Genomic DNA, 24,874 nt, shown 5'->3' on the forward strand with positions numbered 1-24,874 from the left:
TAAGTCAGATGGAACATATTTTTTCTTATCATCATTTGAGGGAATTCACCAGGGAGGTGTTTATCCACATAGGTTGTAGCCTGGAACACGCTGCGCTGGCCAGTGAAGTACTGGTATCAGCAGATTTGAGAGGCATAGATTCTCATGGCATAGCCCGCCTGTCGGGCTATGTGCGTTTATGGGAAGCTAAGCGGATCAATCCCCGTCCCAATATCCGTATCGTACATGAAACCCCCAGTACCGCCGTGGTGGATGGAGATGCCGGCCTGGGCCTGGTAGTGGCGCCCTACGCCATGGAAATAGCCATGCAAAAAGCAGCAGCGGTAGGTACCGGCTGGGTCAGCGTTAAAAACTCCAATCACTTCGGTATTGCCGGTTACCACGCTATGAAAGCGTTGGAACAAGATATGATCGGCATGGCGATGACTAATGCCAGTCCCCTCGTAGCGCCTACCTTTTCCACAGAGCGTATGCTGGGCACTAACCCTATCGCAGTGGCCATTCCTGCAAAAGACCAACCGGCTTTTGTAGCCGATTTTGCCACCACCACCGCTGCCAATGGCAAACTGGAAATCTTGCAACGTAAAAATGAAGAAGCCCCTTATGGCTGGATACAGGATAAAAACGGTCATCCCAGCAAGAATCCGCATGAACTCAAGGATGGCGGGGCTTTGCTGCCTCTCGGCGGCGACCGGGAACACGGAAGCCATAAAGGGTATTGTTTGGGAGCAATTGTTGACATATTTTCGGCCGTTCTTTCGGGAGCCAACTACGGGCCCTGGGCGCCGCCATTTGTAAGTTTTCTGCCGCTGTCGCCCAACCCGGTAGGGGAAGGCCTCGGTCATTTCTTCGGCGCCATGCGGGTAGACGCCTTCCGGCCAGCCGATGAATTTAAATCCAATATGGATACCTGGATCGGCCGCTTCCGCAATGCTGAGGCAATCCCCGGTAAAAAAGTATTGATACCAGGCGATCCTGAAAGAGAAATGCACCAGGAGCGACTGGAAAACGGTATTCCCGTAGTAGCGCCAGTGGTAAAAGATATGAAGGAAGTAGCGGCGAAATTTAACTTGAATTTTTAAATCACCATCATTCATAAAAAACACCCGGAATAAAGCCCGTGCTGGATTTCAGGTTGCTAAAGCAAAAACAAAACATTCAGATGAAAGTGTTAAAATTTGGTGGAACCTCCGTGGGAAAACCAGAGCGTATGCAGTCGGTATCACAACTGATCACAGCAGATAAAGATCAGAAAATTGTGGTCCTTTCCGCGCTGTCAGGCACCACAAACTCTCTTGTGGAAATCAGCCAGTCATTGTCAGGAGGTAAAAAGGAACTGGCGAAGCAGCAGATTGATAAGCTGGAAAGCCATTACCGTACTTTTTGCAATGATTTAGTGAAGCAGGACGCCGGCCGCGCTAAAGCCAAGGCGATCGTTGATGAACACTTCGAATTTCTGAATATCATCCTGAAGATATCTTTCAATGAGGCACTGAATAAAGATATTCTCGCCCAGGGCGAATTATTATCTACCCGTCTCTTTTGTGTATATCTCGAAGAAGCCGGCATCCAGGCGGTACTGTTGCCTGCACTCGATTTCATGAGCATCGATGAATATGAAGAGCCGGAAATTCCGAAAATAAAAAATAAACTGGCTGACCTGATCCGCCAACATAAAGATCAATCCATCTTTATTACCCAGGGATATATCTGCCGCAATGCCAGGGGAGAAGTAGACAACCTGAAACGCGGAGGCAGCGATTATTCCGCTTCCCTGATCGGCGCTGCTATCCAGGCAGATGAAGTACAGATATGGACAGACATTGATGGTATGCACAACAACGATCCCCGCGTAGTGAAGAAAACCTTCCCGATCGAACAACTCTCCTTCGATGAAGCGGCGGAACTGGCCTACTTTGGCGCTAAAATCCTCCACCCGGCTTCTATCTGGCCTGCCCAGCATTTCAACATCCCGGTGAAATTGCTGAACACTATGCAGCCGGAAGCAAAAGGCACTATCATCACCGAGTTACCTAATGGTAACGGTGCCAAAGCAATTGCCGCCAAAGATGGTATCATCGCCATCAAAATCAAATCCAGCCGCATGCTGCTGGCATACGGCTTCCTGCGTAAGATCTTCGAAATTTTCGAAAAGTACCGTACGCCTATTGATATGATCACTACTTCTGAAGTAGCCGTATCTATCACCATCGACAACGACCAGTACCTCGATCAGATTTTGAAAGAATTGCAGCCATTTGGTACGGTAGAACTGGATTATCACCAAACCATCGTATCTATTGTAGGCAACGAGGTGGCCGCCACGCCGTCTATTATCACTAAATTGTTTGATGCGATGGAAGAAATTCCGTTACGCATGATCTCTTATGGTGGTAGCAGGCATAACATCTCTATCCTGATCAACGGTCAGTATAAAGAGAGAACATTACAAGTGCTGAATAAAGGATTGTTTGGTCTGGAATAAAAGACCATGCTGTTTTTCATAAAGGCAGTGGAGCAGGTCTTCACTGCTTTTTTTATTTTTTTAGCCGCTGGTCAAACACAAAAGGTTGGGTATCCAGGATGGTGATGTTGGTGGCATCGGGATGCAGAGGATTCAACAGGTAATTATATTCATCTGCAATCACCACTGAGGGAATTCTTAATACGGCATACCGGGCGGTATCTATCCATTCGTCCCCAATCTGCTGCAGCGCGGGGAAAGGAGCGAGCGATTGCCAGCCCGAAGGTAAATCGTGCTTGGTCAATACTTTGATGGCAATGTTGTCCGGGATATGAATGGTGGCAATACAGAAATCCTGTACAATGGTTTTAAGCGGAATATGTACCAACACTTCCAGCGCCGATAAAGCCCTGCTACCGGCTGTGTACATCACGGCATGCCCCGGGCTGTTCCATCTTCCGCCATATAGTCGTGCACCCGTTCCACTCAGGTCGTTAATGTAAGCGCATTTACTGATCCTGTATACTTCCATGCTGTTGTTTTCATTGATTTACGCAAAGATGCCATGCTCAATACGCCCCAGCTCATCCTGGATGAGTTGAAACCCGAAAGTGGTGTCTAACAACGAAATAGGGGATTGATAATTGAAAGCGGGTAGCGGCGTACGCATCCACTCCTTGAAATTTTCCAGGTGACCAAATACTTCGGTGCCCCGTTGATAAAGCTGTGAAAGCAGGATAGCTCGCTCGGACGTGTCGGCCGACAGTTTCGCGTCATCGGCATAACGTTGCAGCGTTCTCTCTGAAATATGGACTACCTGCGCCAGCTCAGATAAGGAAAATGAAATCTGCCTGCTCAGGTTTAATAATGCCCGCTTGATAATCCCACTGCGCGAAAGCTGTATAAAATCAAAATAGCCACTACTGGCCACATATGCAGCCCCTGGCTGTTCTACGATCAGCAACGCATTTTCCTGCACCTGGTATCCTTTAATATGTTTCATAATACCCGACATTTGTCACAAAAATACAACAATTTGTCGTTATTTCAATTGCTTGTCTTCAAAATAACCGATTTTCCACATCTTATTGATTTCCAGGGTAATCACATCATGCTCCTTTACCACCTTGCCCTTCAATACATAAAAACCGCCCTTCTGAAAAGGATATTGCCGCAAACTATCCGGAAAATGAACAGTATCCACGAACGTCCCTTCTCTATCCAGGAAAGTACCAAAACACATAGGCTCGCCTTTGGCGCTGCGTAAATTCTTGGTGGTAACCAGGTAGCCCAATGTGGTTACCGACAGGCCCACATGTTGGTCAAACTCACGTGCAGGCATATACGATTGTTGATCATGCTGTAATACCTGGAAAGGTGACTGCAGCGGAAACCCCAGCAGATCTATTTCATCAAAGGCATCTTCATGGGCGTGATACGCCAGCGTGGGTAATTCACAATTTACCGTCGCAGCCCCAAACAAAGGCAGTGCATGGGTATGGCTGTTGTCTCTTCTATTCACCAGCAGGCTACTTTTCCACAATAATTCTTTTTTCGTACAACCGGTGAACTGGAAACAACCAATGCGGATCAGTATTTCCAGCTGTTCTTCCCCCGGCATAATGCGGTTGGTAAAATCTTCCAGGTGAGCAAAAGGACCATATTCCCGGCGGTCTGCCAATATACGTTCTGCAAGTTGCTGCTCCAGGCCCTCTACATGAATGAATCCCACATACACCTGGCGACCTTTAATATTCGTATAGTAGTTACTGTTATTAATGCAGGGAGGATGCAGGTCTACCCCGGTTTTCTGTAGTTCCCGGAAGTAAAGTTCCCTGTTATAGAAGCCGCCAAAGTTATTGATTACTGCTACCATAAATTCCGCTGGGAAATAGGTTTTCAGGTACAGGCTCTGATAACTCTCTACCGCAAAGCTGGCCGAATGCGCTTTGGAAAAAGAAAAGTTAGCGAAGCTGGCGATCTGCCGCCATACTTCCGCTGTTACAGCAGGGGAATGTCCTCGTTGGGCACAGTTGGTAAAAAAACGCTGTTCAATGTTTTTAAACTCATTCGATTCCCGGTACTTCCCGCCCATAGCCCGCCGTAGCGTATCTGCGTCGGCCAGCTCCAGCCCTGCAAAATGATGCGCTACTTTAATTACATCTTCCTGGTATACCATGATACCAAAAGTTTCTTTCAGCAGTTCTTCAATTACCGGGTGTAAATAGGTGACTTTTTCTGGATGACGATAGCGTTCTACATAGGCCTTCATCATGCCTGATTGTGCCACGCCAGGGCGAATAATAGAGCTGGCGGCCACCAGGGCGAGATAATTATCGCATTGTAGTTTCTGTAATAGCTGACGCATCCCCGGTGACTCGATATAAAAGCATCCAATCGTATTTACCGTTTTAAGATTATTTTTTACCCGGGGGTCCTGTTGAAATGTTTTCACATCATGGATATCAATTTCTACCTGCCTGTTTTCCCGGATAATATCAATAGCATCCCGGATATGGCCAAGCCCACGCTGGCTGAGGATATCGAACTTATGTAACCCAATACGTTCTGCCTGCCACATATCCAGTTGGGCCGTTATAAAGCCTTTGGGCGGTAAATAGGTAGTGCAGTAGTGATGTATAGGCGCTTCACTGATCAATATACCACCGGCATGAATACTCAGGTGATTGGGGAATGCCGGCGTAGTATTCATCAGTTCACAATAGCGGGCAATTTGCCGGTGAATAGGATCATTCTCCAACTGAATCTGAAAGCCATTTTCCAGTATTTTGTCAATTTCTTTTTTCGGCAGTCCATACACTTTTCCCAGTTCCCGGATAATGGCGTTCGTCTGAAAAGTAGTCACCGTGCCTAATAACGCGGTATGTTCCCGTCCATAGGTATCAAAAATATAACGGATCACCCGGTCGCGGTCGCGCCAGGAAAAATCAATATCAAAGTCGGGCGGCGACTTGCGGTAAGGATTCAGGAATCGTTCAAAGTAAAGGTCCAGCTCAATAGGATCTACATCCGTAATTTGGATGCAGTAGGCAATAATGGAATTAGCGCCGCTACCGCGCCCTACATAGAAAAATCCTTGTTCCCGGGCAAACCGGATAATATCCCAGGTAATGAGGAAATAGGCTTCAAAGTTTTGTTGAGCTATGATGTCCAGTTCTTTTTCTATACGTGTTAATGCCACTGAATGATCTTCACCATATCGCTGGTACATGCCGGCTATGGCCAGCTCCCGCAATTTTTTGCGGTCGCCGGTTACGCTGCCGGTAAAGTGTTTTTTATTGCCGGGTGTGTTCATGGTCATCTCCACCTGGCAGGCATCCATTATTTCCAGGGTATTTTGTACAATGTGGGGGTAAGCGGAGAAGTGATCAACCAGCTGCGCCGGATGTGTTAACTGTTCGGCCGGATGTCCCGTCATAGCGGGTGTGAGTTGGGTGATCAGCATGTTCTGATCTATGGCGCGAAGCAGGCGATGTAATTCGTAGTGTTCGTTGTCCTGGAAGGTAACGGGTTGTAAAATCACCAGCTTCTTTTTCCAGGCAAGCGTATCGGTTCTGAAAAGTTTATTGCGTTCCCAGGGACGGATGCCTATTAGTTCGTGGGTGTCCAGGCTGTCGGGCAACCGGCTGCCCCAGGGATAAATAACAAAGGTATGAGGCAGCTGGGGAGCGATATCAGGAAAAGGAATTTCCTGTTGGAGATGGTCAGACAACAGGTGGTTGATATGATACCAGCCTTCCTGGTTACGTGCCAATAACAGGTATTTAAATTCGTTCCCATTCCTGCATTCCAATCCCAGTATAGGTTTGATCAGGTATTGGCGGCAAAGGTCTACAAACTCCCATGCATCGGCGGTTATGTTGATATTGGTAAGTACAAGGCTGACAATGCCCAGTTCATGCGCTTTTTTAACCAGCATGGCGGCAGACATGGTGCCATAACGGAGACTAAAGAATGTTTTGCAGTTGAGATACATACCAATAAACCGGGATTAGGCTTTGAAATAGGGCATAATGTCTTTGGGAGGAGTCGTCCTGTCTTTTTTCCCAGGAGCATTTACATTGGTACCTTTCATCAGATATTCCCATCCGAAGCGGTTTTTGATCTGATCTATAGCCTGGTAGAGGGCAATCATTTCCTGTTTGTCATCGAACAGACTGATCTGATAATTTCCATGTACCAGGTGACTGAAACGTACGCCTATCAGGCGTACCAGCAGGCGCCGGTCGTATAGTTTTTTAAACAGGTCTTTTACTTTTTCCAGCAGCACATGATCGGCGCAGGAATAGGGGATACTCATCTGTTTGGTCACCGTTTCAAAATCTGCGTAGCGGATTTTCAGGGTGATACAGCCGGTGAGTTTTTGTTGCTGCCGGAGTTCGAACGCAATTTTTTCTGTCATCCTCACCAGTTCTGCATGCAGGAATTGCAGGTCGATGGTATCCGCAGGGAATGTACTTTCTGTAGAGATAGATTTCTGTTCATAGAAAGGCACTACCGGCGATTCATCGATCCCATTGGCTTTTTTCCAGAGGGCTATCCCGTTTTTCCCCATCCATGCTTCCAGCAGGGAGATGGGCACTTCGCTCAGTGTCTTCACGGTTTCCACGCCCCGGCGCCTGAGCAGGGCGCCGGTTTCACGGCCTACCATCGGGATCTTTTCTACCGCCAGCGGTGCCAGAAAATTTTTTTCTTCACCAAACAGTATTTCGAGCTGACCATTTGGTTTTGCTTCATCTGTTGCAACTTTAGATACCAACTTGTTGGATGCCAGCCCGAAGGAAATAGGAAGCCCTGATTCTTTCATGATGCTCCTTCGCAGGGCCGTGGTCCATTTCAGGGATCCGAAAAATTTATCCATCCCTGAAATATCCAGGTAAAATTCATCGATAGATGATTTCTCATAAAGCGGTGCTTTCTCTGCGATCATCTCCGTGATTTCCCTCGATTTAGCACTGTATAGGTCCATATCCCCACTCCGTACAATAGCATGCGGACATAGCCGCAGCGCAGTTTTCATGGGCATTGCAGAATGAATACCGTAGCGCCGGGCTTCATAGCTACAAGCTGCGACTACGGCCCGATCGCTGCTACCACCCACTAGTAATGGCTGCCCGCTTAACCGGCTATCCCGCTGGCATTCGACGGATACAAAAAAACAGTCCAGGTCGAAATGCGCAATGGTGCGCTGTTGTAAAGTAATCATAACTAAGTTGGTTTAAGGGATAAACAAGGACAGATCGGGTACACCGTATAAAAGCGATACGGATGGCGGACCGGGCAATGGGGAAGGATAGTAAGGCAACAGGCCTGCCAGCCGGAATCACTTTCATCTGGACCTGCAATTTACTAATAATTTTAGTTTTACTAATAAAATTAGCAAAAAAATATTCAAAAATCTAACGCTGCTATTTTTCGTAACTTTAATATGGCATATCTGGCATTCAATATGTAATGAGTAAGCGAATGGAAATGAAGGAGAAAGGGAGTATGTGAATGGTTTTACCTTTAAACTGATCTCCAATGAAACAACCGGATTTAACCAAAGAATTACTAATTCTCGCATTGTTGCTGGTCCCCATGGCTTACCTCGCCATTATCTGGAATCATTTGCCCACTGCCATACCTGCTGCAGCAAGCCCGTTGGGTTCTCCGGAAATAAGGTCAAAAAATGACTTTCTGTTGCTGATGATTTTCCTGTTTTTTACAAACGGCCTGCTTTACTTTCTGTTCCGGTATATCCCCGCTGTGGACGAAAGCCAGTCTGTGCCGAAAGGAGAAGCTGTACATAAGGACTACTACCGCATCCGGTTTTTAATTCACACCGGCCTGACGGTTTTTACCTGTGTCATCATATTCCTGGTAAGCCAGGGAAACCCATTCGTTATGGAGCGTTGGGCATTCATCGGGGTGGGGATATTGATCACCGGAATAGGGCTTTATCTCCGCAGGTTAAAACCAAATAATTATATAGGCGTCCGGACACCCTGGACGCTGCAGAGCCCGCAGATATGGAAAGAAACACACCTGATGGCGAGTAACCTGTGGACAAGCGCCGGTATCGTAACCATCATCGCGGGATTTTTCCTGTCATTGATAACTGGAGTGTTTATCTTTTTCTTTCTCTCCATTGTATTGGCAGCCCTGCCATATATTTATTCCTTCCGGTTGTATAATAAGGATAAAGGATAATAGATAATATAAGCCTGCTTGTGATTCCGTGGTCAATTCATACAAAAAAGAAATGGCGTCCCTGACAAGGACGCCATTTAACATTTTATAGAGAGAGGCTATTGACTAGAACCATCCTTTGCCCAGCGCTTCGCGGAAAGGCCATGGAATGAGCGCCAGTATAACGATCAGTGCAAGTCCGAAGAAAATCAGCCCCAGCTTGTGTTTCTGCGCATCCGTAGCAGCTTTTTTTATTTTGGATTTACCAATATGCACCAGTGCAATGGCGATAACAGCCATGACTTCATGCTCTACGGTAAAAAATCTTAACACTGGTGTTTTCATCGCCACGCTCATATCTGCAAAACCCTGTTTGGCCAGCGGGCTCACAAACATAAGGATCAGCCCTACCAATAACTGCAGGTCACAGAAGATCATAAAAAAAAGGCCTGCTTTACTGTCTGCCGCGGTAAAGGGTGTTTTACCGGTAACACCTCTGAGAGAGCGGATCACTGCCCATATCCCAGCCAATAATATTGCCCATCTTAAGAACGAGTGTACATAATTTAACATGTCGAGTTGGATTTTACCGGGCAAAAATAAGCGATGAATGTCGAATATATTTGGTAATTCATAAAAATATTTGCTAATTTTGTTAGCAAGGTACTAAATTATTTAGGTTATGTCCGTAGTATGTCAGAATTTGAAATATCTGCGTAAGCAAAAAGGCTGGACGCAGCAAGAGTTTGCCGATAAACTCGGTATCAAGCGTTCCCTGCTGGGGGCATATGAGGAAGAACGTGCTGAGCCCCGTACGGAAATCCTGGAACAGGTTAGCGATATGTTCCGGGTATCCATCGATGATCTGCTCCGCAGGGATTTGGGTTCCCAGAAAGACAGCTTCCTGGAAAAGCGCCGCCAGCTCAAAATGGGGACTTCCAGGCAGGCCATCCAGTTTGTGCCGGTAAAAGCGGCCGCCGGTTATCTTGCCGGTTATAATGATGATGAATTCATCGAGGAGCTGAACACCTTTACCTTGCCCATGCTGGGCGCAGGTGATTACCGCGCTTTCGAAATTGCCGGAGATTCTATGCTCCCGGTTACTTCCGGCTCTGTCATCGTTTGCCATAAGGTAGATGGCTGGGAAGAGATCAAGAACAATGAAACATATATTGTAGTTACTTCCCGGGAAGGTATTGTGTTTAAGCGCATCCAGAAGAATAACCGTGCTAAGTCAAAAATCACCCTGGTATCCGACAATCCCCAGTTTGAGCCATATGGGGTAGAAATGGAAGAAGTACTGGAGCTTTGGCAATCAGATGCCGTTATCAGTAAAGCCGGCCAGCAAAGCCGTATGAGCGTTAACCACCTGGCCGATATGGTCAGCCAGTTACAGGACCAGGTAAGCCTGTTGAAAAAGAAGCTGAAAGACTAAAAACAAACGTATTACCAGTTATTGGGGAGAGTCAGCTCTCCCCGGGTGACTGTGTTGAATACCCCCACGGGTATGGCTATTTTCTGGAGAGAAGGCCAGCTCCGTGAGCTGCTGTTGCTCCACTATAAACCACGCCCCCTGTGCCCTTATTTCCTGTTGCTGTTTAATATGATCCGGCTGCTATCGCGTTGCACTGTTTGCCGGAACAGCGCCGCTACGGCGATTTCCCCCGGGCAATTGTGGCTTGCCGGAGGAAGACGCATGCCGCTTTGTTTCATATTTCTTTCTTAAATTCGGGGTATCACAGCACACGTTAAATCAACCACCCCATGAGGTTTCATGTTTCTTTTGCCGAGTCTTTAAGACAATTGCAGAAAAGCGATGATGATTTCGCGGTATTGTTTGAACACGGTTCTATGAGGGGAATTATTTTCGGCCCCGATGAAATAGATGGACAAGAACCACATATCCAGGACGAAATTTACCTGGTAATGCGGGGGAGTGGCGAATTTGAGCTGGAAGATAAAGTAGTACAGGTAGGAGCGGGCGATTTCCTGTTTGTGCCTGCGGGGGCTTCGCACCGCTTCCGGAATTTTACAGCCGATATCCTGTTGTGGGTGATCTTTTACGGCCCGGACGGCGGAGAATCAGAATAATTCAGCAATCTTTTGTTTTTTAATAAATCTTATATTATCTTTGCGTTCCTAAAAATAAGAGGCAAAAATTATGTTGATCATTGATTCTAAAGATTGCGAAAACATAGACAAGGCGCTTAAAAAGTATAAAAAGAAATTTGAGAAAGCTCGCATTTTACTGCAGCTTAGATCGCGCCAGTCTTTTACTAAACCATCTGTTAAACGTCGTAACGAGGTGTTAAAAGCCGTTTACAAGCAACAGCTGGCTACCGGTAAATTCGATGCTTAATTAATTGCGTTAGCCATAGGTTGACTGCAACTCAAAATATTTGATGATTGTAAGGTTATTTAATAACTTTACAATCATCAATCTTTTTGTGTTGAACGAGCCATTATATTCATTAACAGAGCGGTTCATCTCCTATATCCAGCTCGAAAAGCGTTACTCCGCGCATACCTGCATTGCTTATCGCAATGATCTCCTCCAGTTTTTCGATTACATTACTGCCAGTTATAGCAACACCCCGGTGGGTGATATCAGTCATGTAATGATCCGTAGCTGGCTGGCCCACCTGATGGAGGATGCTATGACAGCTAAAAGCGTTAACCGGAAAATTTCCACGCTTAAATCCTTTTTCAAATATTGTCTTCGCCAGGGGCTTGTCAAGCAGTCGCCCATGGTGAAAGTAGTCGCGCCCAAAATAAGTCGCCGTTTACCGGGATATATTGAGGAAAAGGGAATGCGAGCCCTGGAAGATAATATCAGCCCGGTGTCTGTGAGTTCCCTACAAATTTTCGCCGATGATTTTGAAGGGATGACGCATCGTCTCATTTTTGAGATCTTTTACCAGACGGGTATGCGGTTGTCGGAGTTGATTGCTTTACCGGAATTCAGGGTGGATCGCAGCAGTTTGTCGGTGAAGGTAATGGGGAAAGGAGGGAAAGAGCGCATTATACCTATCAGTGAAAGGCTGTTGTCGCAGATAGGGGTATATATGGAGCAAAAGCGCGTTCATCTGGAGGAGTTTGAAAGCGGCGTATTGTTGGTGCATCCACATACGGGACAGCGATTGTATCCCAAGTACGTATACCTGATGGTGCGAAAATACCTCACAGAGCACCAGATTACTACCTTAAAGAAGAAAAGTCCGCACATGCTGCGGCATACTTTTGCTACTCATCTGGCTAATAATGGTGCGGACCTGAATGCGATCAAAGAGTTGCTTGGACACTCGAGTCTCGCTGCCACACAGGTTTACACGCATAATACCATCGAGCAGTTAAAGAAGGTATATAGGCAGGCGCACCCGAAGGCGTAGATTTTTTTCAGCTTTTAACAAAATATTACGCGGTATAGCAGCATTGCATTAATAAAGTGACTATATTAGTAATGAAGTTCTTTTCTACTAAACGAGAGTGCCTATGACCATGGTTTACTAACTAGAACCTAGATTGTTAAATATTTAAAAAATTAGTGCTATGAACGTACAAATTCAAACTGTGCATTTTGATGCGGATGCTAAATTGATTGACCACGTGAACAAGAAAATTCAGAAGTTGAACACCTTTTATGATCGTATTGTAAGCGTGGATGTTTTTTTAAAATTGGATAATATAGCACATCAGGTTAAAGATAAAATAGCTGAAATCCGAGTTCGAATACCCCGTCAGGATCTATTTGTCAAGCACGAGTCTAAGTCTTTCGAAGAGTCGTTTGATTTAGCATATGATTCACTTGTTAACCAGGTAAAACGTACTAAGGAAAAGAAATTTCAATAATTTTCTGAAATAATTTTGGAAATATTAATCTCTTTGCTACCTTTGCCATCCCGATTCAAAAAGAGGGTTGGTAAAAGTAGCAAAGTTCTTTATAGCAGGGCATCTTCAGGGAAGTAGATAAATTTTTAAATATTTATAACAAACTGAAAAAAAGATTTTGAGAATTGAAAAAAACTCTTAATTTTGCGCTCTCTTTCAACGAGTTAAATGAACGGAAATACTTTAATTGAAAGAATGTTTTTTGAAAAGATGCCAGCATAGCTCAGTTGGCCAGAGCTACTGATTTGTAATCAGTGGGTCGGGGGTTCGAATCCCTCTGCTGGCTCATCGATTTTTGCTTGTTGACAGTATGTGACAAGCGACAAAATCCAAGAATGTTTGGGCAGGTTCCAGAGCGGCCAAATGGGGCGGACTGTAAATCCGCTGACTACGTCTTCATAGGTTCGAATCCTATCCTGCCCACCAAAACAGCGTGTTCCGCTTTTGCCCTTCGCAGAGGCGGAACATACTTGTTAAGTGAAAGGTGAGTAATTTAAGATACTAAGATTACCCTGGCCTTGTGCTACAACAGCCTTTTAAAGCTCTTTTTTTTATTCTATAATTCTATAAGTGAAAAGTTGCTATGTGTTGCTGGAAACTTAGTGAATTACATATGCGGGAGTAGCTCAGTTGGTAGAGCGACAGCCTTCCAAGCTGTAGGTCGCGGGTTCGAACCTCGTCTCCCGCTCGCATTAATGCAATTTTCAAGCTGTTGTAGCTCAGGGGTAGAGCACTTCCTTGGTAAGGAAGAGGTCGAGAGTTCAATTCTCTTCAACAGCTCAATTGAATTTTAGAAGAATAGTTGTAGTGAGTGAATAATCGCCTCAACAAACTCCATAAAATTCGAATTTCGGAATTCGAATTTGTAAATTCCGCACTCCGAAATTAAAACTTAGCGTTGTAGCTCAATGGAAGAGCAACCCATCTTCAACAGAAAAAGGGGAGGCCATGAGTTCAATTCTCATCAACGGTACAAGTTTGTAAAACCGTTTTTTTAAAACAACTATCAATACAATCTTTACAAACCATCTAAAAAGAAAATACAATGGCAAAAGAAACCTTCAAGCGGGATAAACCCCACGTAAACATTGGTACCATCGGCCACGTGGATCATGGTAAAACTACTTTGACTGCTGCCATTACTACGATTTTGGCAAATAAAGGTCTGGCAGAGAAGAGAGGTTATGATGAGATCGATGCTGCTCCTGAAGAAAAAGAAAGAGGTATCACTATCAATACAGCTCACGTAGAGTATCAGACAGCTTCTCGTCACTATGCTCACGTTGACTGTCCTGGTCACGCTGACTATGTGAAGAATATGATTACCGGTGCTGCTCAGATGGACGGTGCTATCCTGGTGGTTGCTGCTACCGATGGTCCTATGCCACAAACCAGAGAGCACATCCTGCTGGCTCGCCAGGTAGGTGTACCTCGTATCGTTGTTTTCATGAACAAAGTTGACCTGGTAGACGATCCAGAATTACTGGAACTGGTAGAGATCGAAATTCGTGATCTGCTGTCTTCTAATGGTTTCGACGGTGATAACGTTCCTGTAATCCAGGGTTCTGCAACTGGCGCTCTCGCTGGTGACGAAAAATGGGTTGCTGCTATCGACCAACTGATGGATGCTGTAGATTCTTACATCCCACTGCCTCCTCGTCCGGTTGATCAACCATTCCTGATGTCTGTTGAAGACGTATTCTCTATCACCGGTCGTGGTACCGTTGCTACTGGTCGTATCGAACGCGGTCGTATCAAAGTTGGTGAGAACGTTGAAATCGTAGGTCTGCAGGAAGAACCACTGAAATCTACTTGTACTGGTGTTGAGATGTTCAAAAAACTCCTCGACGAAGGTGAAGCAGGTGATAACGCTGGTCTGTTGCTCCGCGGTATTGAGAAAACTCAAATCCGTCGCGGTATGGTTATCTGCCAGCCAGGTACCATCACTCCGCACACTGAATTCAAATGCGAAGTATACGTACTGAGCAAAGAAGAAGGTGGCCGTCACACTCCGTTCTTCAACAAATACCGTCCTCAGTTCTACTTCCGTACTACTGACGTAACAGGTGAAGTTGAATTACCAGCTGGTGTTGAAATGGTAATGCCTGGTGATAACGTTACACTGACTGTGAAACTGATTCAGCCAATCGCAATGGATAAAGGTCTGAAATTCGCTATCCGTGAAGGTGGTCGTACAGTAGGTGCTGGTCAGGTAACTGAAATCCTGAAATAAGCATTTCACAATATTAAAAGCCATTAGCTTCGGCGATTAAATGTCAGAAAATTTATATAGATTTGCTGACTGCTGAAAGCTCAACGCTAATGGCTTTATACACGGGTATGGTGCAACGGTAGCATACGGGTCTCCAAAACCTTTGATCTGGGTTCGAATCCTAGTACCCGTGCCAGGTCTAATAAAATAATTAAATGGTTGAATTGTTGTTATTACAAAATAAAACAAGTCAACCATTTTTTAGGCTTTAAACAATTGACCATAAATCGTTAACTTTACATAATGAATAAGATCAGAAATTATTTCCGCGAGTCTTATCATGAATTGGTTTATAAGGTGTCCTGGCCTACCTGGCAAGAACTCCAGTCATCTACCATGATTGTTCTGATAGCAACAATATTTGTTACCGCGCTGGTTTGGGGTATGGATGCCGCTTCCAATTTTGTGTTAACACACTATTACGAAATTTTCAAAGCTAAATAAATGGATGCAGCCAATCTTCCTGCTCAGGAAACAAAGTGGTATGTACTCCGCGTTGTTAGTGGCAAGGAAAAAAAAGTAAAGGAATACCTGGATATTGAAGTACGCCGCTCCGATTGGGGTAACGTTATCAGCCAGATTTTCCTGCCGGTGGAAAAAGTTTATAAAGTGCAGGCTGGTAAAAAAGTAATGCGCGAAAAAAACTTCTATCCCGGTTATGTGATGATCGAAGCGGTAGATGGTAAAATGACCGATGAAGTAATACAAGCTATACGTAATGTATCTGGTGTTATCCACTTCCTCGGAAAGGAAAAACCTATCGCACTCCGTAAAGCTGAAGTAAATAAAATGTTAGGTAAGGTAGACGAACTGAGCGATCAGGGACTCACCATGAGCGAACCCTTCATCGTTGGCGAAACAATTAAGATCATCGATGGTCCGTTCAACGACTTTAACGGTGTCATCGAAGAAGTAATCGAAGACAAGAAGAAACTGAAAGTAACAGTAAAGATCTTCGGCCGTGCTACTCCGGTAGAACTCAACTTTATGCAGGTAGAGAAACTCGCGTAAGTTTTTATAAACTCTTTATTGAAAAAGCGTTCCGATATTTCGGGACGCTTTTTTCTGTTTACCCATACTCACAACTATGACCATTCGACACCTGGCGATAGCCACCTGTATGGCGCTTAGTAACATCACCTATGCACAGGTCAACATTAAGCAACCGGCCAAGCCAGCTCCCGGAACAGCCATTACCTATGCCCTCATTCCTGACGCAGCTACCAACTCTTCAGCGGCTATGGGCACATACCTGCGCACGCATCATACCAGTCAGCCGGATATGCTGAAAGCACTATACGGCTGGATGGCTTCGCATATCACTTATGATATGGTGAATACATTCAAACCCGACTATTATAAAGATACCGCCGATGCTGTCCGAAAGACCCTGGAAACGCGCACCGCAGTATGCCAGGGCTATGCCAGCCTGTTTGTGGATATCTGCCGGCATGCTGGTATTCCCGCCTGGCTGGTGACAGGATATACCATCACCGCCGGCAAAATGGATAACGCCAGTCATGCCTGGGTAGCCGCATTTACCGGCAATAAATGGCTGCTCTATGACCCTACCTGGGGCTCCGGCTATGTACAGAACAATAAATACACCGCATCGCTTAACTGGAAACACTTTGGCGTAGTACCTGCCGAATACATCCACACACATGTACCATTTGATCCATTGTTTCAGTTCCTGGACCATCCGTTACGTCACGACGAAATCCGGGACGGTAAATGGACCGCAGCAGCCGGCAATCCGGTATTTGCCTACGCCGACACGCTCGCGACGTTTGCAGGGATGAATGAAAGTCAACGGGCGCAAAATGCGATCAACAGGATGGAACGCTACGGGATCACCAACCAGATGATCTCCGTAGAGCTGACCAACTTGAAAAATCTCGTAGCCTATACTAAGCAAAACGAACACGTGGCTGTGTATAATCAACAGGTAAGTGTAGTAAACCGGGCCAGCAGCCAATATAATGAGCTGACTAATTCCTTTAACGAATACGTAGTATTTAAAAATCAGCAATTTACACCCAACAGGCCTGACCAGGAAATCCGGGACTGGGTAGATGGAATGGCGAAAAAACTGGAAGATATTGACAAATTGCTGAAGAGCATTACTTCCAATGAGGCGCCAATCAGGAATAACATTGTCGAAATCAGTACAGCGATGGCTGGCATGCGCCAGAGGATAACAGCCGAACAGGACTTTGTAACCAAGTATATCAAAACAGGCAAATTATTCCGGAAAGGATTGTTTTATAAGTTGAGCTGGAAGTAGTTTTACTGCCGGCATTTTTATATTTTAGTATGTTGAGTTTAGCACAAATAGTTTTTTTATACTCCCTATATCTTTATTACATATGAAATCAGCTATTGCTGTACTGCTTGGATTATTATTGTTTATATCAGCAGGTGCGCAGAAAGGTAAGCCGGTAAAGCCGGCAAAAGAAGTGGCTACCGCCGCTATTGTTCAGATACCCGAAACGGCAACCGTTACGCCAGGGGAGATGGCCAACTGGCTGAAAGCCCATACCAGGGGCAGCCAGGCGTTTCAACAATCTTTATTCAACTGGATATCCACGCATATTGCCTATGACGTGGAAAATATGAACAGGCCCAATAGCTACCGTGACTCGTTGGTCGCGATGACCAGGACTTTACGCACCCGGAAAGGGCTTTGTACAGACTATGCGGTGTTATATGCCTGGATTTGCCGGGCAGGTGGCATTAATGCCGTTATGGTAAGCGGCTACGGGTTATTGCCTGATATGATGACGCCTACAGGATCACATGATTGGGTGGCTGTAAAGGATGGCGGGCGTTGGACGATTACAGATCCTACCTGGGGAGCTGGCGCCGTGGATAATGGACGGTTTGTACCAGGTATTAACTGGACCTGGTTCCAGTTATCGCCGCAGTTGGCCGTAAAAAGGCATATTCCATACGATCCGTTGTGGCAGCTGCTGGCTTTTCCGCTGCGTCATGATGAGTTGAATGTTCAGGGTTTTGCAGCGGCGGCCAAACGCCCGGTATTCGTCTTTAATGATACCCTGAACGTATGGGCGCGGCAGTCGCGGTTAGAACGATTACAGGGAGCCGCGGCCAGGATACGGCGTTATGGGGGAGCCAGCAATCCATTTATCGTATCGGAGCTGGAGTGGATGGATCAGACCATCCAGGTGCTGGCAGATAACCGGCAAATAGAGGAGAGGAACCAGCGTATAGACCAGTTTAATGAAATTAACAGGAATTATATGGAGGTAGTGAAACAGTATAACGAGTATGTAGCCTTTAAAAACCACCAGTTTCTGCCGGAAATGAAGGATGAGGCGATCAGGCGAATGATTGAGGGGATTTCAGCGAAGCTGCAGGGAGCAGAGAAGGCGCTTGCCGGGCTTTCTGCGGGGGATGACAGCATGCACCATAATATGAAGGAATTATCTGATGCGATAGGGGAGATGAGGGAGAAGGTGGTAAATGAACAGGCTTTTGTGAATAAATACATAAAGACGGCCAGGGAGAAGCGGAAGGAATTGTTTTATGTACAAGTGGCGGATAAGTTGTAACTTTGGCGGCTTCGAATGATAAGGAAATTTTCCGGGGAATGCAATAGATTTGTAAAAAAAATGTGAACCAGAGCAAAAAGGATGCCCAATTTCAAATACTTTTTGACAATTTCACAATAATATATACCTTTGCATCCCCTTTAAAAGGTTATTTTAAGTTCCTTTTAGTTTTGGGAGTTCTCTGTTTGACGGGGAACGTTTAACCAAATTAAATCAAAAAACATGGCAAAAGAGATCGCAACGTACGTGAAATTGCAGGTTAAAGGCGGCCAGGCCAACCCTGCACCTCCAATTGGTCCCGCACTGGGTTCCAAAGGTGTGAACATCATGGAGTTCTGCAAACAGTTCAATGCCCGTACCCAGGATAAAATGGGTAAAGTATTGCCTGTGTTGCTGACTGTTTACACTGACAAATCTTTCGACTTCGTAATCAAAACTCCTCCGGCACCTGTACAGCTGCTGGAAGCTGCTAAATTACAGAGTGGTTCTAAAGAACCTAACCGTAACAAGGTGGGTAAAGTTTCCTGGGCTCAGATTGAGGCGATTGCACAAGACAAGATGCCTGATCTGAACTGCTTTACGCTGAACAGCGCTATGAAAATGGTAGCTGGTACTGCGCGTAGCATGGGTATTACTGTTGATGGTAAAGCTCCTTGGGAAAACTAATTGTTTCACCCTGTTGAGGCAGGACTTAAAATCATTTTGACAAATGGCAACTAAAAAGAGAAAAGTAGCTGACGCGAAGCTGGAAAAAAATAAGGTTTATAGCCTGAAAGAAGCTTCCAGCTTAGTTAAAGATATTAACTGTACTAAATTCGACAGCTCTGTCGATTTACATATCCGCTTAGGCGTTGATCCTAAGAAAGCAGACCAGGCTATCCGTGGTTCCGTTACGCTTCCACACGGTACCGGTAAAACCAAGAGGGTTTTAGTGCTTTGCACACCTGATAAAGAAGCTGCTGCAAAAGAAGCAGGTGCTGACTTCGTAGGTCTGGATGAATTTATCCAGAAGATCGAAGCTGGTTGGACTGATGTAGATGTAATCGTAGCTACTCCTGCTGTAATGCCGAAAATCGGTAAACTGGGTAAGATCTTAGGTCCTCGTAACCTGATGCCGAACCCTAAGACCGGTACTGTTACTAACGATGTTGCAGCTGCAGTAAACGATGTTAAAGGCGGTAAAATCACCTTTAAGGTAGATAAAGCTGGTATCATCCACGCTTCTATCGGTCGTGTATCTTTCGCATCTGATAAAATTGAGCAGAACTCCCTGGAGCTGATCAATGCTATCATCAAGCTGAAACCAGCTACTGCAAAAGGTACTTACCTGAAAGGGCTGTCTATGGCAAGCACCATGAGTCCTGGTATTGTTATCGATACTAAATCTGTTCAAAACTAAATTGATCACGAGTTGTAGCCGTTATCTGTGAAGATGGGGCTTGCTACAAACGTTTTAATATGAATAAAGATCAAAAAAATGAAGTGATCGAACTGCTGAAAGGCAAGTTCTCTCAATACAGCAACTTCTATATCACTAACACTGAGTCCTTAACGGTTGCACAGGTAAATGATCTGAGGAAGGTTTGCTTTGACAAGAATGTGGAAATGAAGGTGGCTAAGAACACCCTGATCCGTAAGGCACTGGAATCTCTGGACAGCGAAAAGTATGCAGGTGTTTATGACAGTCTGCATGGCGTAACTGCCCTGATGTTCTCTGACAGCCCTAAAGAGCCGGCATTGATCATCTCTTCTTTCCGTAAGGCTAACGGTAAACTGGAAAAACCAGTACTGAAAGCTGCTTTTGTTGCTGACGAAGTATTCGTAGGCGACAACCAGCTGAAAGCGCTGACCAACATCAAGACCAAGAACGAGCTCATCGGCGAAATCGTTGGTCTGTTGCAATCTCCTGCAAAACGCGTTATCGCTGCTTTGCTGGAAAAAGGCAACAAAGAAGGAGCTGCGGTGGAAGCACCAGCAGCAGAATAGTACGCATAGCTACCAGCTATCCGTATATAACATTGGCTTCCAAGTCACAATATAACTAACAACATTTTACAAACATTACATTAAAACATTATAAAATGGCAGACGTAAAAGCATTAGCTGAACAATTAGTAGGTTTAACTGTTAAGGAAGTACAAGAACTGGCAGACGTTCTGAAAGCTGACTACGGTATCGAACCAGCAGCAGCAGCAGTAGTAGTTGCAGCAGGTGGTGGAGAAGCAGCAGCAGTTGAAGAAAAAACTGCTTTCAACGTAATCCTGAAAGCTGCAGGTGCTAGCAAACTGAACGTTGTTAAGGTCGTTAAAGACCTGACCGGCTTAGGTCTGAAAGAAGCGAAAGAACTGGTTGACGGCGCGCCTAAAGCTCTGAAAGAAGGCGTAAGCAAAGCTGAGGCTGAAGACCTGAAAGCTAAGCTGACTGAAGCTGGTGCTGAAGTTGAAATTCAGTAATTCTTTGCTTAAGTATACATCTTTTAAAGGTCAAAAGTGCTTTTGCACTTTTGGCCTTATTCCCTTTGGGAAAGTGTCTTTTTCAGAGAGTCAAAACGGGGAATCACGTTAAGTGACTTTGACCACGTGCAGAAGGCATAAATAAATTGGGATGGTATTGGCAAAGAAATCTTAATTTCCCTAATTCTTACAAGTCATATAACTGCTAACTTCGAATATGTCTCTAAAAAAAGCCCAAACAAACGAAAGAGTAAATTTTGGAAAGATCAAACAAGTTACTGAGACACCGGATCTGTTGGCTATCCAAATCCAATCTTTCAAGGATTTCTTCCAATTAGAAACCACACCAGACAAGCGAAACAACGAAGGCCTTTTTAAAGTATTTAAAGAGAACTTCCCGATTACAGATACCAGAAATATCTTTAATCTGGAATTCCTCGATTATTTCGTGGATCCTCCACGTTATACTATTGAGGAGTGTATTGAGCGTGGGCTTACTTATTCCGTACCGTTGAAAGCGAAACTCCGCCTCAGCTGTAATGATGAGGAGCATGTGGATTTCCAGACAATTGTGCAGGATGTGTTCCTTGGGAACATTCCGTACATGACTCCCAGAGGTACTTTCGTTATTAATGGTGCTGAACGCGTAGTTGTATCCCAACTGCATCGTTCACCTGGTGTTTTCTTTGGTCAATCTGTACATCCGAACGGTACCAAAATCTACTCCGCAAGGGTGATTCCGTTCAAGGGCGCGTGGATGGAGTTTGCAACTGACATCAACAACGTGATGTACGCTTACATCGACCGTAAGAAGAAATTCCCGGTTACCACACTGTTACGTGCCATCGGCTATGAAACAGATAAGGATATTCTGCAGCTGTTTGGCATGGCAGATGAAGTAAAAGCAGACAAAAAGAGTCTTGATAAATATGCCGGCAAAAAGCTGGCCGCCCGTGTTTTAAGAAGCTGGGTGGAAGACTTTGTGGATGAAGATACCGGTGAAGTGGTGAGCATCGAGCGTAACGAAATTATGCTTGAGCGTGATAGCATTCTGGATGAAGCGAACATCGAGACCATCGTAGACATGGGACTGAAGAGTGTTTTCGTTCAGAAGGAAGAGGTGAGCGGTGATTTCTCCATCATCTACAATACATTAAATAAGGATACATCTAACTCCGAGCTGGAAGCCGTTCAGCACATCTACCGCCAATTGCGTGGTGCCGATGCGCCGGATGATGAAACAGCAAGGGGTATCATCGATAAACTGTTCTTCTCCGACAAACGTTACGATCTCGGCGACGTAGGTCGTTATAAGATCAACAGAAAATTAGGTCTTCCTACTCCGTTAGACATGAAAGTGTTAACGAAGGATGACATCATCTCCATCATCAAGTACCTGGTACAGCTGACTAACGGTAAGGCGGAAATCGACGATATCGATCACCTGTCTAACCGTCGTGTGCGTACTGTAGGCGAGCAGTTATATGCTCAGTTTGGTGTTGGTCTGGCACGTATGGCCCGTACCATCCGTGAAAGAATGAACGTTCGTGATAACGAGGTATTTACGCCGGTAGACCTGATTAACGCGAGGACTTTGTCTTCTGTTATCAACTCCTTCTTTGGTACTTCCCAATTGTCACAGTTCCTGGATCAAACAAACCCGCTGTCTGAAATCACCCACAAACGCCGTATTTCCGCTCTCGGACCCGGTGGTTTGAGTCGTGAAAGAGCAGGCTTTGAGGTGCGTGACGTTCACTATAGCCACTACGGCCGTTTGTGTACCATTGAAACACCGGAAGGACCAAACATCGGTCTGATTTCTACCCTCTGCGTACACGCGAAGGTGAATGAAATGGGCTTCATTGAAACGCCTTACCGCAAAGTAAACAGTGGTAAAGTAGATATGCATAAAGTGGAGTTCCTGAGCGCTGAAGAGGAAGATTCTGTGAAGATTGCGCAGGCGAACGCCCCACTGGATGATAAAGGTAATTTCGTAAATGATAAGGTGAAATCCCGTGAAACCGGTGACTTCCCGATTCTCGACAGAGATGAAGTGGAATTCATGGACGTGGCACCTAACCAGATCGTAGGTTTGAGCGCCTCCCTGATTCCGTTCCTGGAACATGATGATGCCAACCGTGCGTTGATGGGATCAAACATGCAACGTCAGGCAGTACCATTGCTGAATCCTGAAGTACCTATCGTAGGTACCGGTCTGGAAGGCAAGGCTGCACGGGACTCCCGTTTGCAGATTACCGCAGATGGTAATGGGGTGATAGAATTTGTGGATGCAAACGAAATTCATGTTCGTTACGAGCGTGATGAAATGCAGAAACTGGTGAGCTTTGAAGACGATCTGATCGTTTACACGCTGACTAAATTCGTTAAAACCAACCAAAGCACCTGTATCAACCTCAGACCTTGCGTGAAGAAAGGTCAGCGCGTGAAAGACGGCGACTTCCTCACAGAAGGTTACGCTACCCGCGGTGGTGAACTGGCGCTGGGACGCAACCTGAAGGTAGCGTTCATGCCATGGAAAGGTTACAACTTTGAGGATGCGATCGTAATTTCTGAGCGTGTTGCACGTGAAGATCTCTTTACTTCCATCCACATTGATGAATATGAGCTGGAAGTTCGCGATACCAAACTGGGTGAAGAGGAACTGACACCGGATATTCCTAACGTGAGTGAAGAGGCTACCAAAGACCTCGACCAGAACGGTATTATCCGTGTTGGTGCGCACATCAAGGAAGGTGATATCCTGATCGGTAAAATCACTCCGCGTGGTGAATCTGATCCTTCTCCTGAAGAAAAACTCCTGAGAGCGATCTTCGGTGATAAGGCGTCTGATGCGAAAGATGCGTCGCTGAAAGCACCTCCATCAACAGAAGGTGTGGTAATCGACAAGAAACTGTTTAGCCGCGCTAAGAAAGATAAGAATTCCAAAACCCGTGAGAAAGCTGCGATCGAGAAACTGGAGAAAATTCACCAGAAAAACGCCGAAGACCTGCTGGAAGTGCTGATGAGCAAGTTGCTGGTATTACTGAAGGATAAAACCTCTCAGGGTATTACCAACACTTATGGTGAAGTATTGATCTCTAAGGGTTCCAAGTTCTCTCCGAAGAACCTGGTAAATATTGATTTCATGAACGTAAACCCACTGGGCTGGACAACAGACGAAGTGGTGAACGATCAAATCAATACGCTCTTGCACAACTATAACATCAAGTTCAACGAAGAGCTGGGTCGTTACAAACGCGAGAAGTTCAACATCTCTATCGGTGATGAGCTGCCAGCAGGCGTACTGAAACTGGCGAAGGTTTACCTGGCCAGCAAGCGTAAGTTGAAAGTAGGTGATAAGATGGCGGGACGTCACGGTAACAAGGGTATCGTAGCCAAGATTGTGCGTGATGAAGACATGCCATTCCTGGAAGATGGTACACCACTGGATATCGTACTGAACCCACTCGGGGTACCTTCCCGTATGAACCTTGGACAGATCTATGAAACCGTATTAGGTTGGGCAGGTCTGAAACTGGGAGTACGTTTTGCTACGCCGATTTTTGATGGTGCTACTACCGAAGAAATTGCTGCTTATATCAGCGAAGCTGGATTACCTAGCTTTGGTCACGCGTACCTGCATGATGGTGAAACGGGAGATCGTTTCCACCAGAAAGCAACCGTGGGTGTTATCTATATGCTTAAACTGAGCCACATGGTGGATGATAAGATGCACGCCCGTTCTATCGGACCGTATAGTCTCATTACCCAACAGCCGCTGGGTGGTAAAGCCCAGTTTGGTGGTCAGCGTTTTGGTGAGATGGAGGTGTGGGCACTGGAAGCATACGGTGCATCGAACATCCTGCAGGAACTGCTTACTATTAAATCAGATGATATCGTAGGTCGTGCCAAAGCATATGAGTCTATTGTGAAAGGTGACAACATTCCGAAAGCGGGTGTACCTGAATCCTTCAACGTATTGATTCATGAATTGCGTGGTCTGGGTCTGGATCTGAAATTTGACTAAGAG

General features: G+C 45.5%; 24 protein-coding genes and 6 tRNA genes. 25 read left to right on the forward strand and 5 right to left on the reverse strand.

Annotated features, from left to right (window positions below; translation table 11 throughout):
• Nucleotides 1-8: 8 nt before the first annotated feature.
• Together HGH90_RS22895 and HGH90_RS22900 are read left to right on the forward strand one after the other, a co-directional pair.
• Nucleotides 9-1,082 (forward strand): Ldh family oxidoreductase, encoded by a 1,074-nt coding sequence (locus tag HGH90_RS22895; RefSeq protein WP_169191936.1) that lies wholly within the window; start codon nucleotides 9-11, stop codon nucleotides 1,080-1,082.
• A gap of 80 nt (nucleotides 1,083-1,162) precedes the next feature.
• On the forward strand, nucleotides 1,163-2,485 hold the full coding sequence (locus HGH90_RS22900; RefSeq protein ID WP_169191937.1) for an aspartate kinase: 1,323 nt from the start codon (nucleotides 1,163-1,165) through the stop codon (nucleotides 2,483-2,485).
• 52 nt (nucleotides 2,486-2,537) lie between these two features.
• On the opposite strand, the gene HGH90_RS22905 is transcribed toward HGH90_RS22900, so the two are convergent.
• The 4 genes from HGH90_RS22905 to dinB are packed head-to-tail and all read right to left on the reverse strand — an operon-like array spanning nucleotide 2,538 to nucleotide 7,691.
• Nucleotides 2,538-2,996: an RES family NAD+ phosphorylase gene (locus HGH90_RS22905; RefSeq protein ID WP_168765905.1), complete on the reverse strand. Its 459-nt coding sequence runs from the start codon at nucleotides 2,994-2,996 to the stop codon at nucleotides 2,538-2,540.
• Nucleotides 2,997-3,014: 18 nt separating this feature from the next.
• Complete coding sequence (locus HGH90_RS22910; RefSeq protein WP_168765904.1) at nucleotides 3,015-3,467, reverse strand: antitoxin Xre/MbcA/ParS toxin-binding domain-containing protein; 453 nt, start codon at nucleotides 3,465-3,467, stop codon at nucleotides 3,015-3,017.
• Between the two features lie 39 nt (nucleotides 3,468-3,506).
• On the reverse strand, nucleotides 3,507-6,461 hold the full coding sequence (locus tag HGH90_RS22915) for a DNA polymerase III subunit alpha (protein WP_169191938.1): 2,955 nt from the start codon (nucleotides 6,459-6,461) through the stop codon (nucleotides 3,507-3,509).
• Nucleotides 6,462-6,476: 15 nt separating this feature from the next.
• The gene (gene dinB, locus HGH90_RS22920) at nucleotides 6,477-7,691 is read right to left on the reverse strand and encodes a DNA polymerase IV (RefSeq protein ID WP_168765902.1); all 1,215 of its coding nucleotides are present in this window, start codon (nucleotides 7,689-7,691) and stop codon (nucleotides 6,477-6,479) included.
• 317 nt (nucleotides 7,692-8,008) lie between these two features.
• Between dinB and HGH90_RS22925 the strand changes: the two genes are divergently transcribed.
• Nucleotides 8,009-8,677, forward strand: coding sequence for an SdpI family protein (locus HGH90_RS22925; RefSeq protein WP_168765901.1), 669 nt, complete (start codon nucleotides 8,009-8,011; stop codon nucleotides 8,675-8,677).
• A gap of 105 nt (nucleotides 8,678-8,782) precedes the next feature.
• Here HGH90_RS22925 and HGH90_RS22930 read toward each other — a convergent pair whose 3' ends face one another.
• Nucleotides 8,783-9,229: a hypothetical protein gene (locus tag HGH90_RS22930; protein WP_211092415.1), complete on the reverse strand. Its 447-nt coding sequence runs from the start codon at nucleotides 9,227-9,229 to the stop codon at nucleotides 8,783-8,785.
• 109 nt (nucleotides 9,230-9,338) lie between these two features.
• Between HGH90_RS22930 and HGH90_RS22935 the strand changes: the two genes are divergently transcribed.
• The 22 genes from HGH90_RS22935 to rpoB all read left to right on the forward strand — a co-directional run bounded on the left by HGH90_RS22935 (nucleotide 9,339) and on the right by rpoB (nucleotide 24,871).
• Nucleotides 9,339-10,091: an XRE family transcriptional regulator gene (locus HGH90_RS22935; protein WP_145672419.1), complete on the forward strand. Its 753-nt coding sequence runs from the start codon at nucleotides 9,339-9,341 to the stop codon at nucleotides 10,089-10,091.
• Nucleotides 10,092-10,112: 21 nt separating this feature from the next.
• Entirely contained in the window at nucleotides 10,113-10,382 is a 270-nt protein-coding gene (locus HGH90_RS22940; protein ID WP_168765899.1) for a hypothetical protein, read from the forward strand.
• A gap of 38 nt (nucleotides 10,383-10,420) precedes the next feature.
• The gene (locus tag HGH90_RS22945) at nucleotides 10,421-10,747 is read left to right on the forward strand and encodes a cupin domain-containing protein (protein ID WP_168765898.1); all 327 of its coding nucleotides are present in this window, start codon (nucleotides 10,421-10,423) and stop codon (nucleotides 10,745-10,747) included.
• A 70-nt stretch (nucleotides 10,748-10,817) separates the two neighbouring features.
• A complete protein-coding gene (gene rpsU / locus HGH90_RS22950; RefSeq protein WP_145672416.1) occupies nucleotides 10,818-11,015 on the forward strand; it encodes a 30S ribosomal protein S21 in 198 nt (65 codons plus the stop codon).
• Between the two features lie 88 nt (nucleotides 11,016-11,103).
• Complete coding sequence (locus tag HGH90_RS22955; RefSeq protein ID WP_410493699.1) at nucleotides 11,104-12,045, forward strand: tyrosine-type recombinase/integrase; 942 nt, start codon at nucleotides 11,104-11,106, stop codon at nucleotides 12,043-12,045.
• 160 nt (nucleotides 12,046-12,205) lie between these two features.
• On the forward strand, nucleotides 12,206-12,505 hold the full coding sequence (locus tag HGH90_RS22960; RefSeq protein ID WP_145672412.1) for an HPF/RaiA family ribosome-associated protein: 300 nt from the start codon (nucleotides 12,206-12,208) through the stop codon (nucleotides 12,503-12,505).
• Nucleotides 12,506-12,756: 251 nt separating this feature from the next.
• A tRNA-Thr gene (locus HGH90_RS22965) sits at nucleotides 12,757-12,830 on the forward strand.
• A gap of 55 nt (nucleotides 12,831-12,885) precedes the next feature.
• A tRNA-Tyr gene (locus HGH90_RS22970) sits at nucleotides 12,886-12,970 on the forward strand.
• 189 nt (nucleotides 12,971-13,159) lie between these two features.
• Nucleotides 13,160-13,232: transfer RNA gene (locus tag HGH90_RS22975), tRNA-Gly, on the forward strand.
• 20 nt (nucleotides 13,233-13,252) lie between these two features.
• Nucleotides 13,253-13,324, forward strand: a tRNA-Thr gene (locus tag HGH90_RS22980).
• Nucleotides 13,325-13,438: 114 nt separating this feature from the next.
• Nucleotides 13,439-13,517 (forward strand) — tRNA-OTHER (locus tag HGH90_RS22985).
• Between the two features lie 72 nt (nucleotides 13,518-13,589).
• Entirely contained in the window at nucleotides 13,590-14,777 is a 1,188-nt protein-coding gene (gene tuf, locus HGH90_RS22990; protein WP_145672410.1) for an elongation factor Tu, read from the forward strand.
• Between the two features lie 101 nt (nucleotides 14,778-14,878).
• A tRNA-Trp gene (locus HGH90_RS22995) sits at nucleotides 14,879-14,952 on the forward strand.
• 107 nt (nucleotides 14,953-15,059) lie between these two features.
• Nucleotides 15,060-15,260 (forward strand): preprotein translocase subunit SecE, encoded by a 201-nt coding sequence (secE, locus tag HGH90_RS23000; RefSeq protein ID WP_106527941.1) that lies wholly within the window; start codon nucleotides 15,060-15,062, stop codon nucleotides 15,258-15,260.
• Nucleotides 15,261-15,827, forward strand: coding sequence for a transcription termination/antitermination protein NusG (gene nusG, locus HGH90_RS23005; RefSeq protein ID WP_145672408.1), 567 nt, complete (start codon nucleotides 15,261-15,263; stop codon nucleotides 15,825-15,827).
• Nucleotides 15,828-15,903: 76 nt separating this feature from the next.
• Entirely contained in the window at nucleotides 15,904-17,103 is a 1,200-nt protein-coding gene (locus tag HGH90_RS23010; protein WP_168765896.1) for a transglutaminase domain-containing protein, read from the forward strand.
• A gap of 82 nt (nucleotides 17,104-17,185) precedes the next feature.
• The gene (locus HGH90_RS23015; protein ID WP_169191939.1) at nucleotides 17,186-18,391 is read left to right on the forward strand and encodes a transglutaminase domain-containing protein; all 1,206 of its coding nucleotides are present in this window, start codon (nucleotides 17,186-17,188) and stop codon (nucleotides 18,389-18,391) included.
• Between the two features lie 222 nt (nucleotides 18,392-18,613).
• Complete coding sequence (gene rplK / locus HGH90_RS23020) at nucleotides 18,614-19,057, forward strand: 50S ribosomal protein L11 (protein ID WP_145672404.1); 444 nt, start codon at nucleotides 18,614-18,616, stop codon at nucleotides 19,055-19,057.
• 43 nt (nucleotides 19,058-19,100) lie between these two features.
• Nucleotides 19,101-19,790, forward strand: coding sequence for a 50S ribosomal protein L1 (gene rplA, locus HGH90_RS23025; RefSeq protein ID WP_168765894.1), 690 nt, complete (start codon nucleotides 19,101-19,103; stop codon nucleotides 19,788-19,790).
• A 59-nt stretch (nucleotides 19,791-19,849) separates the two neighbouring features.
• Nucleotides 19,850-20,377, forward strand: a complete 528-nt coding sequence (gene rplJ, locus HGH90_RS23030) for a 50S ribosomal protein L10 (RefSeq protein WP_168765893.1) — start codon at nucleotides 19,850-19,852, stop codon at nucleotides 20,375-20,377.
• A gap of 95 nt (nucleotides 20,378-20,472) precedes the next feature.
• Nucleotides 20,473-20,844 (forward strand): 50S ribosomal protein L7/L12, encoded by a 372-nt coding sequence (rplL, locus tag HGH90_RS23035; protein WP_168765892.1) that lies wholly within the window; start codon nucleotides 20,473-20,475, stop codon nucleotides 20,842-20,844.
• A gap of 217 nt (nucleotides 20,845-21,061) precedes the next feature.
• Nucleotides 21,062-24,871 (forward strand): DNA-directed RNA polymerase subunit beta, encoded by a 3,810-nt coding sequence (gene rpoB / locus HGH90_RS23040; RefSeq protein ID WP_168765891.1) that lies wholly within the window; start codon nucleotides 21,062-21,064, stop codon nucleotides 24,869-24,871.
• The last annotated feature ends 3 nt before the right edge of the window (nucleotides 24,872-24,874 follow it).

It is taken from the genome of Chitinophaga sp. Ak27 (assembly GCF_012726295.1).
Taxonomy (GTDB): Bacteria; Bacteroidota; Bacteroidia; order Chitinophagales; family Chitinophagaceae; genus Chitinophaga.

Bases quoted from the DNA above. Each gene is read 5' to 3' on its own strand.
- rplK (WP_145672404.1), top strand. From the start codon at position 18,614: ATGGCAAAAGAGATCGCAACGTACGTGAAATTGCAGGTTAAAGGCGGC.
- rpsU (WP_145672416.1), top strand. From the start codon at position 10,818: ATGTTGATCATTGATTCTAAAGATTGCGAAAACATAGACAAGGCGCTT.
- HGH90_RS22910 (WP_168765904.1), bottom strand. From the start codon at position 3,467: ATGAAACATATTAAAGGATACCAGGTGCAGGAAAATGCGTTGCTGATC.
- HGH90_RS23010 (WP_168765896.1), top strand. From the start codon at position 15,904: ATGACCATTCGACACCTGGCGATAGCCACCTGTATGGCGCTTAGTAAC.
- rplJ (WP_168765893.1), top strand. From the start codon at position 19,850: ATGAATAAAGATCAAAAAAATGAAGTGATCGAACTGCTGAAAGGCAAG.
- tuf (WP_145672410.1), top strand. From the start codon at position 13,590: ATGGCAAAAGAAACCTTCAAGCGGGATAAACCCCACGTAAACATTGGT.
- rpoB (WP_168765891.1), top strand. From the start codon at position 21,062: ATGTCTCTAAAAAAAGCCCAAACAAACGAAAGAGTAAATTTTGGAAAG.
- HGH90_RS22915 (WP_169191938.1), bottom strand. From the start codon at position 6,461: ATGTATCTCAACTGCAAAACATTCTTTAGTCTCCGTTATGGCACCATG.
- HGH90_RS22960 (WP_145672412.1), top strand. From the start codon at position 12,206: ATGAACGTACAAATTCAAACTGTGCATTTTGATGCGGATGCTAAATTG.
- HGH90_RS22945 (WP_168765898.1), top strand. From the start codon at position 10,421: ATGAGGTTTCATGTTTCTTTTGCCGAGTCTTTAAGACAATTGCAGAAA.
- rplA (WP_168765894.1), top strand. From the start codon at position 19,101: ATGGCAACTAAAAAGAGAAAAGTAGCTGACGCGAAGCTGGAAAAAAAT.
- HGH90_RS22925 (WP_168765901.1), top strand. From the start codon at position 8,009: ATGAAACAACCGGATTTAACCAAAGAATTACTAATTCTCGCATTGTTG.
- HGH90_RS22935 (WP_145672419.1), top strand. From the start codon at position 9,339: ATGTCCGTAGTATGTCAGAATTTGAAATATCTGCGTAAGCAAAAAGGC.
- HGH90_RS22905 (WP_168765905.1), bottom strand. From the start codon at position 2,996: ATGGAAGTATACAGGATCAGTAAATGCGCTTACATTAACGACCTGAGT.
- secE (WP_106527941.1), top strand. From the start codon at position 15,060: ATGAATAAGATCAGAAATTATTTCCGCGAGTCTTATCATGAATTGGTT.
- nusG (WP_145672408.1), top strand. From the start codon at position 15,261: ATGGATGCAGCCAATCTTCCTGCTCAGGAAACAAAGTGGTATGTACTC.
- HGH90_RS22900 (WP_169191937.1), top strand. From the start codon at position 1,163: ATGAAAGTGTTAAAATTTGGTGGAACCTCCGTGGGAAAACCAGAGCGT.
- rplL (WP_168765892.1), top strand. From the start codon at position 20,473: ATGGCAGACGTAAAAGCATTAGCTGAACAATTAGTAGGTTTAACTGTT.
- HGH90_RS22930 (WP_211092415.1), bottom strand. From the start codon at position 9,229: ATGTTAAATTATGTACACTCGTTCTTAAGATGGGCAATATTATTGGCT.
- dinB (WP_168765902.1), bottom strand. From the start codon at position 7,691: ATGATTACTTTACAACAGCGCACCATTGCGCATTTCGACCTGGACTGT.
- HGH90_RS22895 (WP_169191936.1), top strand. From the start codon at position 9: ATGGAACATATTTTTTCTTATCATCATTTGAGGGAATTCACCAGGGAG.
- HGH90_RS23015 (WP_169191939.1), top strand. From the start codon at position 17,186: ATGAAATCAGCTATTGCTGTACTGCTTGGATTATTATTGTTTATATCA.